This is a genomic window from Actinosynnema sp. NPDC023794, assembly GCF_040639675.1.
GTDB classification, from domain to species: domain Bacteria; phylum Actinomycetota; class Actinomycetes; order Mycobacteriales; family Pseudonocardiaceae; genus Actinosynnema; species Actinosynnema luteola.
In genome coordinates this window covers 45,929-60,203 of the sequence record NZ_JBFAFR010000034.1, presented here as the reverse complement: position 1 = coordinate 60,203, position 14,275 = coordinate 45,929, and the positions used below count along the sequence as shown (strand labels likewise).

Sequence of the window (14,275 nt, the reverse complement as noted above, 5' to 3'; positions counted from 1 at the left end):
GAGGAGGTCAGCGGGAGCCGGCGGCGCGGCGGGCTCGTTGTTCGCACCACGCGCAGCCCTCCGCGACGGCCACGGAGGCGAAGCCGATCAGCAGGTGCACGGCGTTGCCGACGATGCCGGCGTCCATCGCCCCACCCGCCTCGCTCACCCCGAACGCGAACACGACCAGGTACACGACACCCATCATCGAACCGACCAGCCGCGCCACCCGGGTCCGCACCGCCGCCGCCCCGATCGCCACACCGGTCACCAGGTGCAGCACCGCCAACCCCGGCTCCGACCGCACGAGGTCCACCACGCCCCACGCGACCAGCAGCACGCCCAGGAGCAGGGCCGCCCGCTGCGGCCACGCCAGGCTCACCGGGCTTGCCACCACGGCGACCCCCTCCCTCGTCCCGCGCAGGTCCCGACCGCGTCCCAACGGCCCGGCCGCGGCCCGACCGCGCACGAGCGGCCAGACCGCGCCCGAGCGCTACTCATCATCGAGCAACGAGCGCAACCGGGCCAAGGACCGGCTCAGCAGTCGCGAGACGTGCATCTGCGACACGCCGACCGAGTCCGCGATCTGGCTCTGGGTCATGCCGCGGAAGAACCGCAACACCACGATCCGCCTTTCCCGCTTGGGCAGCCCGCGCAGCATCGGATCCAACGCGTGGTGCAGCTCGACGACCTCCAAAGCCGGATCGTCGCTGATCAGGCGGTCGGCGTAGTTCAGCTCCTCGCTGATCGACTGCTCGTCCAACGACAGCAGGTGGTACGCCGACGTCGCGTGCAGCCCTTCGTAGACCTGGTCCACCCCGATGCCGAGGTGCCTGGCGACCTCGCTGGGCGTCGGCGTGCGCCCGGACACGCGGGACAGCTCCACCCGGGCCGTGTCGATGGCGACGCACAGCTCCTTCAACCGCCGCGGCACGCGCAGCGCCCACCCCTGGTCACGCAGGTACCGCCGCACCTCGCCGGTGATCGTCGGCACGGCGAACGCCAGGAAGTCGATACCGCGCGTGACGTCGAACCGGTCCACGGCGTTGATCAACCCGACCGCCGCCACCTGCCGCAAGTCCTCCACGGACTCGCCGCGCTCGGCGAACCGGTCGGCGATGTGCCTGGCCATGGGCAGGTGCTCGGTGACCAGCCGGTCACGCAGCCGCTGGTAGTGCTCGCCGTCCCGCTCGGCTTCCGCCAGCTCGTGGAACAGCGGCTGGTAGTCCACCGCGCTCATGCCCGACACCTCAGCTCGACCCGCAACCGGCCCTCCCCGTCAACCCAGGTGGCCACCGCATCGGTCACGGAACTGACAACCCGCCAGTACAACGAGTCATGATCGGGGACGGTGACGGCCGATGACCGGACCTCCGCCCGGAAGCGGACCGAATCACCTTCCCGGGCGAACCGGCACCGAAGCACGGCCGAAGGGTCGAGGGTCCGCGAGATCAACGCGCTGCACGCCTCGTCGACGGCGATGATCAGGTCGACGGCCAGGTCGGGCGTGCGACCCGCGATCGCGCCGGCGACCGCGCGGATGACCGAGAGGTGGGCGGGTCTGGCCGCCACCCTGAGCTCCACCTCCGAGCCGTCCATGTGTGGCGAACGCTCCTCACAACCCTCGTCGCAGTAGCCGGGGGCATACCCACGGACCCCTCCCGCTACACCAGTCCACACAGGACTGAGCAACAGAATCGTGAAAGCCGAACATGCTGTGGGCTGGTTCATCACGGTTTGCGAACAGCGGTAGGTAACCCTGTGATCGGAGTCATACTGATCGCCTCCCCGACATCCCCGGAGGCGCCTGGTGCTCGAGGCGAACAACCTTGAGGTGGTCTACGACGACGTGATGTTGGTGCTGCGCGGCGTGAGCCTGAGGGTCCCGGAAGGGCGGATCGTCGCCCTGCTCGGCGCGAACGGAGCGGGCAAGACGACGCTGCTGCGCGCGCTGTCCGGCCTGCTGGACGTGCACGACGGCAAGGTCACGCGGGGCCGGATCACCCTGGACGGCGATCCGATCCACCGCTCCTCGCCGACGCGCATCGCGTCGCTCGGCGTGAAGCAGGCGCTGGAGGGCAGGCGCATCCTGGCCGAGCTGTCGGTCGAGGAGAACCTGCGCATCGGCGGGCACAGCAGGCCGCGCGGCATCAAGCAGAACCTGGACCGGATGTACGAGTTGTTCCCCAGGCTGCGCGAACGGCGGAGGCAGAGCGCGGGCTACCTGTCCGGCGGCGAGCAGCAGATGCTGTCCATCGGCCGGGCGTTGATGTCCGAGCCGCGCTACCTGCTGCTGGACGAGCCGAGCCTCGGCCTGGCCCCGCTCATGGTCCAGCAGATCCGCGACCTCATCGTGAAGATCAACGCGGCCGGCACGACCGTGCTGCTGGTGGAGCAGAACGCGACCATGGCGCTGTCCATCGCCGACCACGGCTACGTGCTGGAGACCGGCAAGGTCGTGATGGACAAGCCGGCCGCCGCGCTGCTCGCCGACGAGGACGTGCGCGAGTTCTACCTGGGCCTGCGCGGCGAGGGCGCCGCGCAGTCGTTCCGCGACGTGAAGCACTACAAGCGGCGGAAGCGGTGGTTGTCGTGAGCGGGGAAGCCGGGACCAACGTGCTCGAAGTCCGGGACGTGCGGCTGGCGTTCGACGGCGTCACCGCCGTGGACGGCGTGTCGTTCCACGTCGCCGCGGGCGAGCTGTTCGCCATCATCGGGCCCAACGGCGCGGGCAAGACGTCGATCTTCAACGTGCTGTCCGGCGTCTACCGGCCGCAGCAGGGCTCGGTGCGGTTCCAGGGCGAGGAGCTGCTGGGCAGGCGTCCGCACAAGATCGCCGCCATGGGCATCGCCAGGACGTTCCAGAACATCGAGCTGTTCGCCCACCTCACCGTGGTGGAGAACCTGATGCTGGGCCGGCACAACCACATGAGGTACGGGGCGCTGGCCGCGTTCGCGTGGGTCGGTCGGGCCCGGCGCGAGGAGCTGGCCAACCGGGAGGCGGTCGAGGAGGTCATCGACTTCCTCGAGCTGGAGCAGTGGCGGCGCCTGCCGGTGGGCCTGCTGCCTTACGGCGTGCAGAAGCGCGTGGAGCTCGGGCGCGCGCTGGCGATGGAGCCGAAGGTGCTGCTGCTGGACGAGCCGGTCGCGGGCATGAACGTCGAGGAGACCGAGGACATGGCGCGGTTCGTGCTCGACGTCCGCGACGAGCTCGGCATCGCGATGGTCATGGTCGAGCACGACATGGGCCTGGTGATGGACCTCGCCGACCGGGTGATGGTGCTGGACTTCGGCAAGCCGATCCGCACCGGCACGCCCGCCGAGGTGCAGCAGGACCCGGACGTCGTGCGCGCCTACCTCGGCGAGGCGCACCAGAACGCGGGAGGCGCGGCATGACGACGGCCACCACCACCGGGCTCACCACCGTGGTGACCCGCGTCCGCGACCGGGCCGCCCGCACGCCGGACGCGGTGGCGTTGCGGGCCAAGGACTTCGGCATCTGGCGCGAGGTGACCTGGTCGCAGTACTGGGCGCAGGCCGAGCTGGTCGGCCACGCCCTGCTGGCGCTCGGCGTCGACGCGGGCGACCGGGTCGCGATCCACTCCGAGAACCGCCGCGAGTGGCTCTACACCGACATCGGCGCGGGGGCCGTGCGCGCGGTCACCGTGGGCCTGTACCCGACGAACCCGGCCGCCGAGGTCGCGTACCTGCTGTCGCACTCCGCGACCCGCGTGCTCATCGCCGAGGACCAGGAGCAGGTGGACAAGGCGCTGGCCGTGCTGGACGCCCTGCCCGAGCTGGAACGCATCGTGTACATCGAGCCGCGCGGCATCCGGCACCGCTACGACAACCCGAAGCTGCTGTCGTGGGACGACTTCCTGGCGATGGGCGCGGAGCACCGGGAGCGGAACCCGGACGCGGTCGCGCGCCGGATGCGCGAGGTCGAGTCGGACGACGTGATGACGTTGATCTACACCTCGGGCACGACCGGGCCGCCCAAGGGCGCGATGCTGACCGTGGCCAACGTCGAGTTCGCCGTCCGGTCGCTGGTCGAGGGCGGCGGGTTCACCGAGCCACCGCCGTCACCGAAGGACATCACGCTGTCCTACCTGCCGCTGTGCCACGTCGCCGAACGCATCTTCACCACGTGGTTCAGCGCGTCGGCCGGGGTGCAGGTGCACTTCGCCGAGTCCATCGAGACGGTGCAGGCGAACCTGCGCGAGGTGCAGCCGACGATCCTGTTCGGCGTGCCCCGCATCTGGGAGAAGGTGTTGGCGGCCATCACGATCAGCGCGTCCAGCGCCACCTGGCTCAAGCGGGCGACCACCCGGTTCTGGCTGCGCGTGGCCGACGGCCTCGGCGAGCAGTTGGTGCGCCACGGCGGCAGGCACACCCTCGGCACGCGGCTGAAGTACGGCATCGGCTGGCTGTTCTGCTTCCGCGCGTTGAAGGCGCGGATCGGGTTGCGGCACGTCCGGTACGCCTCGTCGGGCGCCGCGCCCATCTCGCCGCAGGTGCTGCGGTTCTTCATGGGCATCGGCGTGCCGATGCACGAGGTGTACGGGATGACCGAGAACAGCGCCGTCGCCACCGGCAACCGACCCGGCCGGGTGAAACTCGGCACGGTCGGCGAGCCGCACCCCGGCGTGGAGCTGCGGATCGCCGACGACGGCGAGATCCAGACCAGGCACGCGGGCGTGTTCGCGGGCTACTGGCGCGACGAGGAGGCCACCCGGCGGGCGATGACCCCGGACGGCTGGCTGCGCACCGGCGACGTCGGCGAGTGGGTCGACGGCACGCACGTGCGGATCACCGACCGGATGAAGGACATCATCATCACCGCGGGCGGCAAGAACGTGGCGCCGTCGGAGGTCGAGAACGCGCTGAAGTCCTCGCCGTACATCAAGGAGGCGATCGTGCTCGGCGACCGGCGCCCGTACCTGGTGGCGTTGATCGGCATCGAGTACGACACCGTCGGCCACTGGGCCAGGCGACGCCGGATCAGCTACACCACCTACCGCGACCTCGCGGAGAAGGACGAGGTGCGCGAGTTGGTGCAGGGCATCGTGACCGAGGTCAACGGGCAGTTCGCGACCGTGGAGCAGGTCAAGAAGTTCCGGATGCTGCCCAAGGAGCTCGACCACGAGGACGGCGAGCTGACCGCGACGCAGAAGGTCAAGCGGTCGGCGCTGGCCAACGTGTTCGGCGAGCTCGTCGACGACATGTACGCCGGGGGGCGCGGATGACCGAGTTCCTGCAATCGCTGATCCGGGGCCTCGGCTCCGGGTCGATCTACGCGCTGCTGGCGCTGGGCTTCGTCATCATCTACAAGTCCACCAGGGTGATCAGCTTCGCCCAGCCGGCGTTCATGCTGGCGGGCGCGGTGCTGGTCAGCTACCTGGCCGCGGAGGTCGGGTTCTTCGCGGCCGTGCCGATCGCGGCGGTGCTGATCGCCGTGCTGGCGCTGGGCGTGGAGCGGACCGTGCTGCGGCCGATGATCGGCAAGCCCGTGTTCGTGGTCGCGATCATCACCATCGGCGTGGACGTGGTGGTGCGCGTGGTGACGAACGCGTTCATCGGGCTGGACGTGCGGCAGGTCGGCGATCCGTGGGGCCTGTCGACGGTGACGCTGCTCGGCGTCGAGGTGCAGCAGCGGTACCTGGTCATGTTCGGCACGACGGTGGTCGTGGTCGCGGTGCTGTTCGCGTTCTTCCGGTTCTCCCGGGTCGGGTTGGCGATGCGCGCGGTGGCCTACGACCAGGAGGTCGCGCTGGCGCAGGGCATCTCGGTCGGTTCGGTGTTCGCGCTGTCGTGGGCGATCGCGGGTGGTCTGGCGGCGTTGGCCGGGGTGTTCGTGGCCACCGGCGCGGGCGTGGACCAGCAGCTGTGGGTGATCGCGCTGAAGGCGTTGCCGGCGATCATCCTCGGCGGGCTGGACTCGCTGGGCGGCGCGGTCGTCGGCGGGCTGGCGGTCGGGGTCGTGGAGTCGCTGGTCGGCACCTACCAGGGTGACGTGGCGCCGTGGCTCGGACCGAACTTCGCGCTGGTCGCGCCGTACGTGCTGATGTTGGTCGTGCTGCTCGTGCGGCCCTACGGGCTGTTCGGCAGCAAGGAGGTGGAGCGCCTGTGAAGGGTCGTCCGGAGCTTTACACCTCCTACGCGCAGGACATGGCGTTCCTCAACACGCGCCCCAAGCGGACGTGGACGGGGGCGTTGGTGGTGGTGGCGCTGCTCGTGCCGTTCGCCATCACCGACGACCTGCTGATGTTGCTGGCCACCGGGTTCGTGGCGGCGATCGGCGCGATCGGGTTGAACATCGTGACCGGGTACGCCGGTCAGGTGTCGTTGGGGCACGCGTTCTTCCTCGCCATCGGCGCGTACACGGGCGCGGCGCTCTCCGGCGACCCGGACGGGCGGGTGCTCGGGTTCGGCGTGACGTCACTGCCCGTGTGGCTGCTGGCGTCCGGGCTGGTGGCGGGGCTGGCGGGGCTGGTCGTGGCGCCGATCGCGGTCCGGTTGCGCGGGCTGTACCTGGCGATCGTGACGCTGGGGCTGGTGTTCCTCGGCGAGCACGTGTTCCGCGAGTGGACGTCGTTGACCGGCGGTCCGGGCGTGGGTCGGCCGGCGGCGGTGCCGGAGCTGTTCGGCGTGCGGCTGGACCGGCCGTCGGAGTTCTTCAGCGGGCCGCAGCAGCTGTACCTGCTGATGTTCGTGCTGCTGGTGATCTTCGCGGTGCTGGCGCGCAACCTGGTGCGGTCGCGGATCGGGCGGGCGTTCGCGGCGGTGCGCGACCGCGACCTCGCGGCGGCCGTGATCGGCGTCGACCTGACCCGCTACAAGGCGCTGGCATTCGCCGTGTCGTCGTTCTACGCCGGTGTCGCGGGCTCGTTGTTGTTCGTGGTCAACGGCTTCTTCGACCCCGGGTCGTTCGGCCTGCTGCTGTCGGTGCAGTACATCGCGATGGTGCTCATCGGCGGCGCGGGCACCATCTCCGGCGCGATCATGGGCGCGCTGTTCATCACGCTGCTGCCGCGCATCACCCGGGAACTCCCGACGGTGCTGCCGTTCATCAGCGCAGACGCGACCGGTGCGGTCACGGTGTTCCAGGTCGAGGCGGTCCTCTACGGGCTGCTGATCGTGGTGTTCCTGATCGTGGAGCCACGTGGCCTGTTCGGTATCTGGGTGCGCGTCCGCAACTACTGGCGCACCTGGCCTTTCTCGTACTGAAGGGTGGATGGGATGGCAAGTCACAGAGCGGTGCTCGCGGTGCTCTCCGTGGTGGCGCTGGCCGCCGTCGCGTGTCGCGGTGGCGACGGCGCGGCCCCGCAGGAGGGCAAGGGCGGTATCAAGGTCGACTTCGGCGTGACCAGCGAGCCGTGCCCGGACACCGGCCACAGTGACCGGGGCTGCATCTACCTCGGGTCGATCTCCGACCTGACCGAAGGGCCGTTCAAGACGCTCGCGGTGCCGATCACCGAGTCGCAGAAGGCGTTCTGGAAGCGCGTCAACGACAAGGGCGGCATCGGCGGCTACGACGTCGACGTGACCACGCACGTCAAGGACAACAAGTACAACCCGCAGATCCACAACCAGGTCTACCAGGAGATCAAGGGCAAGATCCTGGCCCTGGCGCAGACCCTGGGCTCGCCGACGACCGCGGCGATCCTGCCCGACCTGGAGAGCACGCAGATGGTCAGCGTGCCCGCGTCGTGGACCTCGCTGTGGGGCGTGGAGGAGGTCGTCCTGGAATCGGGCGCGAACTACTGCGTCGAGTCGATGAACTCGGTCGACTACGCGGTGGACGAGCTCGGCGCGAAGAGCGTGATGGCCGTGCACCTGCCCGGTGACTACGGCGACGACGCGGCGGCGGGCGCGAAGATCGCGGCGGAGAAGCGCGGCGTGGCGTTCTCCAACGCGGTCACCCAGACCGGCCAGGACAACCAGGGCGGCGCGATCGACGCGGTGCTGGCGAACAAGCCGGACGTGGTCATCCTGACCACCGGGCCGACCGACGCGGCGGTGATCATCGGCCAGACCGCGGCGCGCGGGTTCAAGGGCAAGTTCATCGGCACGTCGCCGACGTGGAACCAGGGCCTGATGCAGAGCCCGGCGGCGCCCGCGATCAAGGCGCTGTACCTGCAGTCCGCGCCGTGGAAGTCGTGGGCGACGGACTCCCCGGGGCACAAGGCGCTGCGCGAGGCCCTGCCGAGCGTGACGCCGAACGACGGCTACACGGCCGGGTGGGTGTGGTCGTACCCGTTGAAGGCGGCGCTGGAGAAGGCGGCCTCGAACAAGGACCTGACCAGGGCCGGTGTGCTCGCGGCCGTGCGGCAGTTGAACTCGGTGGACTACGAGGGCATGTTGCCCCAGGGCGCGGGCAACTTCGCCGGCAACTCGAACGACGCCACGTTCCGGCAGACGTTGATCTACAAGCCGGACGAGCAGGCGGCGACCGGTGTCGGGCTGGTGGAGGACTTCTTTACGGGGCCGACGGCGAAGGACTTCAAGTTCGAGAAGCCCTGCTACGCCTGATGTCGCCGACGCGCCCCGGCCGCTTCTCCTCGTGGCCGGGGCGCGTCGTCCGTCAGCCGGCCGGGGTCAGGGCCGGGTCGGCCCAGACGCCCACGCGTTCCGGCCCCGGGCAGTCACTGGGGTCCTCCTCCGCCGACGGCTCGACGCCGATGGTCAGCAGGCGCGCGCCCGTGACGGGGAGGTCCACCGGTTGCGGGGTGGGGCCGGTGTTCGCCAACTCGGCCGGCCGGTGGCCGTCGACCAGGACGTAGAAGTCGAGTTCTTTCGTCGCCAATGAATCGTCCGCGATCGCCACTTGGGCGGTGAACCGGTCGTATTTGCCGTCCAGTGCGAATGTCAGCTGGGCGGCCGAGCACCAGGCGCCGGTGGCGGAAACGGATTTGGGATAGGTGACCTTTCGCACCTTCGCGGGGGCGACCGTCCACGGGCTCTCGACGTACATGTCGTCGATCGAGCTGCTGTCGACCGGCGGCAGGTCGGAGAGCCAGACGGTGCCCGGTCTCGCGGCGGCGACGCTCTCCGTGGTCGTGGGCGAGGTCTTGGCCTGCGGTGATGTCGTTGGAAGGGTGGCGGCGGTGGTGGCGGGCTCGGCGTCGAACGTGCTGCCGATGGCGATCCCCAGCGCGAGCACGGCCACGCCGCCGGCCGACAGCCAGAGCGCCGGTCCCGGTTTGCGGCGCACGTGAGCGGTGTTCAAGTCCTGGTCATCCATGTCGGCGACCCCTTCAGGTCCAAGACGTGAGCCGAACTCGGGATAATGCCGGGTAACGCCTCGACCGGCGCAGCACGCTAACACCGAATCGGTCGGCACGCGCCGAAAACGTCAATTCGAGTGGTTTCGTGGGTTGTCCGCACAATTGCGGCGGTAGATCGGAATGCGCACGCTCCGTGTCGCGAGACGGCGTCGACGGGGCGTTCGGCTGAGGGGGCGGACGGTGTGATGGGCGAGCGTCGGGTGGACCCCGTCGGTGACCGCCGCGTGCAGCCGCGAAGCGGGTTGACGGTTCGACGTATCACCGCGCCTCGTGCGTGCTCCATAGGGGTATCGAGCATCGCGGGAGGGTGGAATGGGCCGGACGAGTGGCCGGGCGGTTCTCCAGGTCCACCCGACCAGGCTGTGCAACCTGCGCTGCCTGCACTGCTACTCCAGCTCGGGCCCGGACGTCGCCGAGTCCATCCCGATCTCCGTGCTGTCGGCCGTGGTGCGTGACGCCGCCGCGCTCGGCTACGACGTGCTGAACGTTTCCGGTGGTGAGCCGTTCCTGTACCCGGAACTGCCCGCGCTGCTGCGTGCCGCCCGGGCGGCCGGGATGCGGACGACCGTCACGACGAACGCGGTGGCGTTGACGCAGCGCCGCGTCGGCCTGGTGCGCGGGCTGGTCGACCTGGTGGCCGTGTCGCTGGACGGCGACCGCGCCACGCACGACCGGATCCGTGATCGGGAAGGGTGCTTCGAGAAGGCGTTGGCGGGCATACGCCGGCTCACCGAGGTCGGCCTCCCGGTCGGCGTGGTCACCACGTTGACCCAGGGGAATGCCACCCAACTGGGTGATGTCGCACTGGCCGCGGTCCAATCGGGCGCTCTTCTGCTCCAGGTTCACCCGTTGGAGCCGGAAGGCGCCGCGAACAGGTTGATGGCCGGTGAACGCCCGGACGCCGTCGAGCTGGCGTACGCGGCGGTGGAGCTGGGCCGCATCGCCGAGGAACACGGCCTGGCCGTGCAGCTGGACGCCGTGCCGCGCACCATGCTGGCCCGCACACCGGAGGCGTTCATGGCCGCGCCGGTCGACGACGGGCAACCCCTCGGCCGCTGGCTCACCCCGCTGGTGATCGAGGCGAACGGCGCGGCGGTGCCGGTGTCGTACGGCTTCGACCGCCGGTACGGGTTGGGCAACGTCCAGACCCGGCCGCTGGCGGAGCTGGCGCGCTACTGGGACGCGGCGCCGTTCCTCGCCCTGTGCCACGCCACGTGGCAACGCCTGGTCGAAGGCCGGACCGGGCCCTTGATCCCGTGGTACGGCCACCTCGTCCGCGCGTCGAGGGCGCAACGCCCGGCGACGGCGGGTCGTTAGGGTCCGCGGGCGGCGCGGTCGGGCGGGTTGGTGGCCGGGCGGCGCGGTTGGTCGGGTGGTCGGGCGGTCAGCGGGACAGGAGGTCCGCGGCCTCCCGGGTGTTGATCACCCGGTCGGGGGTGACGCCGCACTCCTCGGCACGCTCGCAGCCGAACGACAGCCAGTCCAGCTGCCCCGGCGCGTGCGCGTCGCTGTCGATCGCGAACGTGCACCCCAGCTCGACCGCCAGCCGCAGCAGCCTGCCCGGCGGGTCGCGGCGCTCCGGTCGCGAGTTGATCTCCACCGCAGTGCCGTGCTCGACGCACGCCGAGAACACCGCCTCCGCGTCGAACGTCGACTCCGGCCGGCCCTTGCCGACCACCAGCCGTCCGGTGCAGTGCCCGAGCACGTCCACGTGCGGGTTGGACGCGGCGGCCACCATCCGCCGCGTCATCTCCGGCGCCGCCATCCGCAGCTTCGAGTGCACGCTGGCGACCACGAGGTCGAGCCGCTCGAGCAACTCGGGCCGCTGGTCGAGCGCCCCGTCGTCGAGGATGTCCACCTCGATGCCGGTCAGGATCCGGAACGGCGCCAGCTCGGCGTTCAGCTCCGCCACCACGTCCAGCTGCTCGAGCAGCCGGTCGGCGGACAGCCCGTTGGCCACCGTGAGCCGGGGCGAGTGGTCGGTCAGCACGATCCACGAGTGCCCGAGGTCGCGGGCGGTCTCGGCCATCTCCCGGATCGGGCTGCCGCCGTCGGACCAGTCGGAGTGCGTGTGGCAGTCGCCCTTCAGCAACGCCCGCAGCGCCTGCCCGCCCACCACCGGCTCGCGGAACCGGCTCAGGTAGCCCGGTTCGCGCCCGGCGACGGCGTCCGTGATCACGCCGGCGGTGGCCTTGCCGATGCCGGGCAGGTCGGTCAACGTGCCCGCCGCGACCCGCCGCGCCACCTCCCCGTCCGGCAACGCCGCCAGCACCTCCGCGGCCTTGCGGAACGCCCGGACGCGGTAGGTGGGTTCACCGGCGCGCTCGAGTTGGAACGCCACCTGTCGCAGTGCCCAGAGCGGATCCACACCTCACTGTCTACCCGGACCGGCGCGGTGGTGCGCGTCGACGTTCTCGACTTGGCAGCGGTGCGCGCGAAAACCTTGCGGCCGAGCGCGCGCGGAACCGAGGATGTCCGCCATGTCCCCACGTGCCGGCACGGTCGGGTCGCGACGCAGGCCCAGCAAGGGCGACCTCACCACGCAGGCGATCCTCGACACGGCCGAGCGGCTGCTGCAGACCCGTTCCCTGGACGACATCGCGGTCGACGAGCTGGCCTCGGGAGCGGGCATCTCGCGGTCGACGTTCTACTTCCACTTCGCGTCGCGGGAAGCGGTGCTTCACGCGTTGTCCGGTGGCGTCCTCGACGCCCTCTACGAGTCGGCGTCGTCGTGGCTGCGGCGCGGCAGCGAACCGCCCGAGGACTCGATCCGGCGCGCGTTGGGCGCGAGCCTCGCGTTGTGGCGCAAGCACGGGCCGGTGCTGCGCGCCGCCGTGCGGGCACGTGACACCGACCCGTTGATGCGCGAGTTCTGGGCCGGCGTCGCCCGCCGGTTCGTGGAGGCGACCGCGTCGCGGATCGAGCTGGAGCGGGAGGCGGGCGTCGCGCCGGCGGGCCCGGACGCCAAGTCGTTGGCGGCGGTGCTGGTGGCGATGAACGAGCAGGCCTTCCTGAGCCGTTCGCGGTCCCGCCGGTCGGCGGCGCGGGACTGCGAGCTGGTCGACACCCTGACGTGCGTCTGGCTCCGTTCGGTCTACGGCGCCGGCACGTAGGCTCGGACCTGTGCACGACGATCCCGAGCTGATCGCCTTGGTCCGCGACGCCCGCGCCAGGGGCCTCGGCCACGAGGACGTGTTCGCCCTGCTGGGCGGGCGCGGGGTGTCGAAGTCGGCGGCGATCGTCCACTACGCCAGGGGCGCCGGTGTGGCCGACGACGAAGCCCGCCGGTTGGCCGAGAGCAGCGGGTTGTGGCGCTCGCGCCCCGACGACGACCCGTCGGGCTTCGAACGGACCTGGTCCATGCTCGCGCTGCTCGAGCCGGTCGACGGAGCGGCGTTGGACGACCCGGGCGACGACGTGGACCTCCAGCGCCGGGCGCGTGCCCGCGCGCACCTCGTGGAAGTGGCCGCGTCGCTGCCGGAAGAGGTGCTGGCGCCCTACCGCGGGCACATGGCCGACGGCCGGCACACCGATGCGTTCGGGGCCTTGGTGGCCGCGGCTCGCGAGCACGGCTTGTCCGACGACGGCTGGCGCGGACTGGAAGCCGTCGCCGAACAGCTGCACCTGTACGGGTGGCTGGACGAGATGGGTGACGACCCGGAGGCGCGGGAGGACTTCCCGGAGCTGGACGGGTTCCTGGACGCCGTCCGCCACCTCCGCGCCCGCTGACCCGGGAGAGGGCCCGTCAACCGATCCGTCAGCGGAACCAGATGCCGTTCGGGGCCTGGCGATAGCCGATAGCGCGGTAGACGGCGTCCACAAGGGACTGACCGCGTGCGTTGACGCCCAGGCCCGGCCCCATCTTCGTCATCGCGTACCCGAACGACATCCGCGCGCCGGGGTCGGCGAAGCCCAGCGAGCCGCCCATCCCGGAGTGCCCGAACGCGTCCTCCGACATCGCCACCCCGCGTTCCACGGCGGGCAGGCGCCGGTTGGCCGCCGCCTTCATGAACCCGGCCGAGAACCGGGTCGGCGCCAGCAGCATCTCGTCGAACCCGGCCGACTCCACCCCCGACATGACCGGGAGCTGCGCTTCGTCCACCAGCCGCACCCCGTTGTACTCGCCGCCCGAAGCGAGTGGTCGGTACATCTGCGCCAGGCCGCGTGCGTTGCTCATCCCGCCGACCGAGCCGTACTGGGCCGCGTGGGCCTCAAAGGTGTTCGACGCCGCGACGTAACCGCCGGTGTTGCCCAGCAGCAGCCCCTGCATCGACCCGGGCTCGGACAGCCCGGTCACGTACATGCCCGGCAGCGCTTCGCCGCGCTCGACGGGGACGGTCGGCGCGACCAGCGGCTCCAGGTCGTCGGGCAGCGTCAGCCAGAAGTCCAGCCCCAGCGGACCGGAGACCTCCTTCTCGAAGAACTCGGCCAGCGCCAGCCCGGACACCCGCCGGATCACCTCGCCGATCAGGTGCCCGAACGTCAACGCGTGGTAGCCGTGCCGCGTGCCGGGCGCCCAGAACGGCTCCTGCCGCGCCAGCAGGCCCGTCATCAGCTCCCAGTCGAGCATGCCGCCCGGAGGCACCGGCTCCCGCACCGCGGTCAACCCGGCCTGGTGGGACAGCAGGTGCCGCACCAGCGTGCCCGCCTTGCCGTTCTCCCCGAACTCCGGCCAGTACGCGGTGACCGGCGCGTCGAAGTCCAGCTCGCCCCGTGACGCCAGCACGTGCGCGCACAACGCGGTCGCGCCCTTGGTGCACGACCACACGTGCGTGATCGTGTCCTCGGTCCACGGCCGCCCGCCCGCGTCGCCGCCCCACAGGTCGACCACGGTCTCGCCGTCGAGCGTCACGTGCACGCCACCGCCGAGCTCCCCGCGTTCGGCGAAGTTGCGTTCGAACTCGGCGCGGACCTCGGCGAACTCGTCGGCGCAGGTGCCCTCGACCGTCATGGACCCTCCAGGTGCGGTTGTCTGCCGCCATGCCACCACCGTGAGCCACACCACGTGA

General features: G+C 70.9%; 15 protein-coding genes. 9 read left to right on the top strand and 6 right to left on the bottom strand.

The annotated features are described in order from the left end of the window. Positions 1 to 7 precede the first annotated feature (7 nt). The 3 genes from AB0H12_RS38755 to AB0H12_RS38745 form a co-directional block, all read right to left on the bottom strand. Positions 8 to 373 carry a hypothetical protein gene (locus AB0H12_RS38755; RefSeq protein ID WP_499629910.1) on the bottom strand — a complete coding sequence of 122 codons (366 nt, stop codon included), beginning with the start codon at positions 371 to 373 and terminating at the stop codon, positions 8 to 10. Positions 374 to 472: 99 nt separating this feature from the next. After that, positions 473 to 1,219 carry a SigB/SigF/SigG family RNA polymerase sigma factor gene (locus AB0H12_RS38750; protein ID WP_499629909.1) on the bottom strand — a complete coding sequence of 249 codons (747 nt, stop codon included), beginning with the start codon at positions 1,217 to 1,219 and terminating at the stop codon, positions 473 to 475. Next, on the bottom strand, positions 1,216 to 1,578 hold the full coding sequence (locus AB0H12_RS38745) for an ATP-binding protein (protein ID WP_499629907.1): 363 nt from the start codon (positions 1,576 to 1,578) through the stop codon (positions 1,216 to 1,218). The genes AB0H12_RS38750 and AB0H12_RS38745 overlap by 4 nt, the downstream gene beginning before the upstream one ends. Before the next feature lie 211 nt (positions 1,579 to 1,789). On the opposite strand from AB0H12_RS38745, the gene AB0H12_RS38740 reads away from it, so the two are divergent. From AB0H12_RS38740 to AB0H12_RS38715, 6 genes are read left to right on the top strand one after another with little or no spacing between them, the layout of a single operon-like run. Then, on the top strand, positions 1,790 to 2,575 hold the full coding sequence (locus AB0H12_RS38740) for an ABC transporter ATP-binding protein (RefSeq protein ID WP_499629905.1): 786 nt from the start codon (positions 1,790 to 1,792) through the stop codon (positions 2,573 to 2,575). Continuing rightward, positions 2,572 to 3,375 (top strand): ABC transporter ATP-binding protein, encoded by an 804-nt coding sequence (locus AB0H12_RS38735; RefSeq protein WP_499629903.1) that lies wholly within the window; start codon positions 2,572 to 2,574, stop codon positions 3,373 to 3,375. Before AB0H12_RS38740 ends, AB0H12_RS38735 begins: the two co-directional genes overlap by 4 nt. Beyond that, positions 3,372 to 5,225, top strand: coding sequence for an AMP-dependent synthetase/ligase (locus tag AB0H12_RS38730; protein WP_499629901.1), 1,854 nt, complete (start codon positions 3,372 to 3,374; stop codon positions 5,223 to 5,225). Before AB0H12_RS38735 ends, AB0H12_RS38730 begins: the two co-directional genes overlap by 4 nt. Beyond that, positions 5,222 to 6,109, top strand: coding sequence for a branched-chain amino acid ABC transporter permease (locus tag AB0H12_RS38725; RefSeq protein ID WP_230566245.1), 888 nt, complete (start codon positions 5,222 to 5,224; stop codon positions 6,107 to 6,109). The genes AB0H12_RS38730 and AB0H12_RS38725 overlap by 4 nt, the downstream gene beginning before the upstream one ends. After that, positions 6,106 to 7,206, top strand: coding sequence for a branched-chain amino acid ABC transporter permease (locus AB0H12_RS38720; RefSeq protein ID WP_230566244.1), 1,101 nt, complete (start codon positions 6,106 to 6,108; stop codon positions 7,204 to 7,206). The genes AB0H12_RS38725 and AB0H12_RS38720 overlap by 4 nt, the downstream gene beginning before the upstream one ends. A gap of 12 nt (positions 7,207 to 7,218) precedes the next feature. Continuing rightward, positions 7,219 to 8,511: an ABC transporter substrate-binding protein gene (locus AB0H12_RS38715; RefSeq protein WP_499629899.1), complete on the top strand. Its 1,293-nt coding sequence runs from the start codon at positions 7,219 to 7,221 to the stop codon at positions 8,509 to 8,511. A 52-nt stretch (positions 8,512 to 8,563) separates the two neighbouring features. Here the strand turns inward: AB0H12_RS38715 and AB0H12_RS38710 are convergent, their stop codons facing one another. Next, positions 8,564 to 9,322, bottom strand: coding sequence for an NPCBM/NEW2 domain-containing protein (locus AB0H12_RS38710; RefSeq protein ID WP_499629897.1), 759 nt, complete (start codon positions 9,320 to 9,322; stop codon positions 8,564 to 8,566). Positions 9,323 to 9,578: 256 nt separating this feature from the next. Here AB0H12_RS38710 and AB0H12_RS38705 point away from each other — a divergent pair, with 256 nt between their 5' ends. Next, a complete protein-coding gene (locus AB0H12_RS38705; protein ID WP_499629895.1) occupies positions 9,579 to 10,583 on the top strand; it encodes a radical SAM protein in 1,005 nt (334 codons plus the stop codon). 67 nt (positions 10,584 to 10,650) lie between these two features. Here AB0H12_RS38705 and AB0H12_RS38700 read toward each other — a convergent pair whose 3' ends face one another. Then, positions 10,651 to 11,634, bottom strand: coding sequence for a PHP domain-containing protein (locus AB0H12_RS38700; RefSeq protein WP_499629893.1), 984 nt, complete (start codon positions 11,632 to 11,634; stop codon positions 10,651 to 10,653). A gap of 112 nt (positions 11,635 to 11,746) precedes the next feature. Here AB0H12_RS38700 and AB0H12_RS38695 point away from each other — a divergent pair, with 112 nt between their 5' ends. Beyond that, a complete protein-coding gene (locus AB0H12_RS38695; protein ID WP_499629891.1) occupies positions 11,747 to 12,379 on the top strand; it encodes a TetR/AcrR family transcriptional regulator in 633 nt (210 codons plus the stop codon). 10 nt (positions 12,380 to 12,389) lie between these two features. Then, positions 12,390 to 12,995: a hypothetical protein gene (locus AB0H12_RS38690; RefSeq protein WP_499629889.1), complete on the top strand. Its 606-nt coding sequence runs from the start codon at positions 12,390 to 12,392 to the stop codon at positions 12,993 to 12,995. 28 nt (positions 12,996 to 13,023) lie between these two features. Here the strand turns inward: AB0H12_RS38690 and AB0H12_RS38685 are convergent, their stop codons facing one another. Next, positions 13,024 to 14,217: a serine hydrolase domain-containing protein gene (locus AB0H12_RS38685; RefSeq protein ID WP_499629887.1), complete on the bottom strand. Its 1,194-nt coding sequence runs from the start codon at positions 14,215 to 14,217 to the stop codon at positions 13,024 to 13,026. Positions 14,218 to 14,275 lie beyond the last annotated feature (58 nt).

Excerpts from the sequence above, each read along its gene's own strand:
- AB0H12_RS38750 (WP_499629909.1), bottom strand. The coding sequence starts at position 1,219 with ATGAGCGCGGTGGACTACCAGCCGCTGTTCCACGAGCTGGCGGAAGCC.
- AB0H12_RS38745 (WP_499629907.1), bottom strand. The coding sequence starts at position 1,578 with ATGGACGGCTCGGAGGTGGAGCTCAGGGTGGCGGCCAGACCCGCCCAC.
- AB0H12_RS38730 (WP_499629901.1), top strand. The coding sequence starts at position 3,372 with ATGACGACGGCCACCACCACCGGGCTCACCACCGTGGTGACCCGCGTC.
- AB0H12_RS38725 (WP_230566245.1), top strand. The coding sequence starts at position 5,222 with ATGACCGAGTTCCTGCAATCGCTGATCCGGGGCCTCGGCTCCGGGTCG.
- AB0H12_RS38715 (WP_499629899.1), top strand. The coding sequence starts at position 7,219 with ATGGCAAGTCACAGAGCGGTGCTCGCGGTGCTCTCCGTGGTGGCGCTG.
- AB0H12_RS38705 (WP_499629895.1), top strand. The coding sequence starts at position 9,579 with ATGGGCCGGACGAGTGGCCGGGCGGTTCTCCAGGTCCACCCGACCAGG.
- AB0H12_RS38695 (WP_499629891.1), top strand. The coding sequence starts at position 11,747 with ATGTCCCCACGTGCCGGCACGGTCGGGTCGCGACGCAGGCCCAGCAAG.
- AB0H12_RS38685 (WP_499629887.1), bottom strand. The coding sequence starts at position 14,217 with ATGACGGTCGAGGGCACCTGCGCCGACGAGTTCGCCGAGGTCCGCGCC.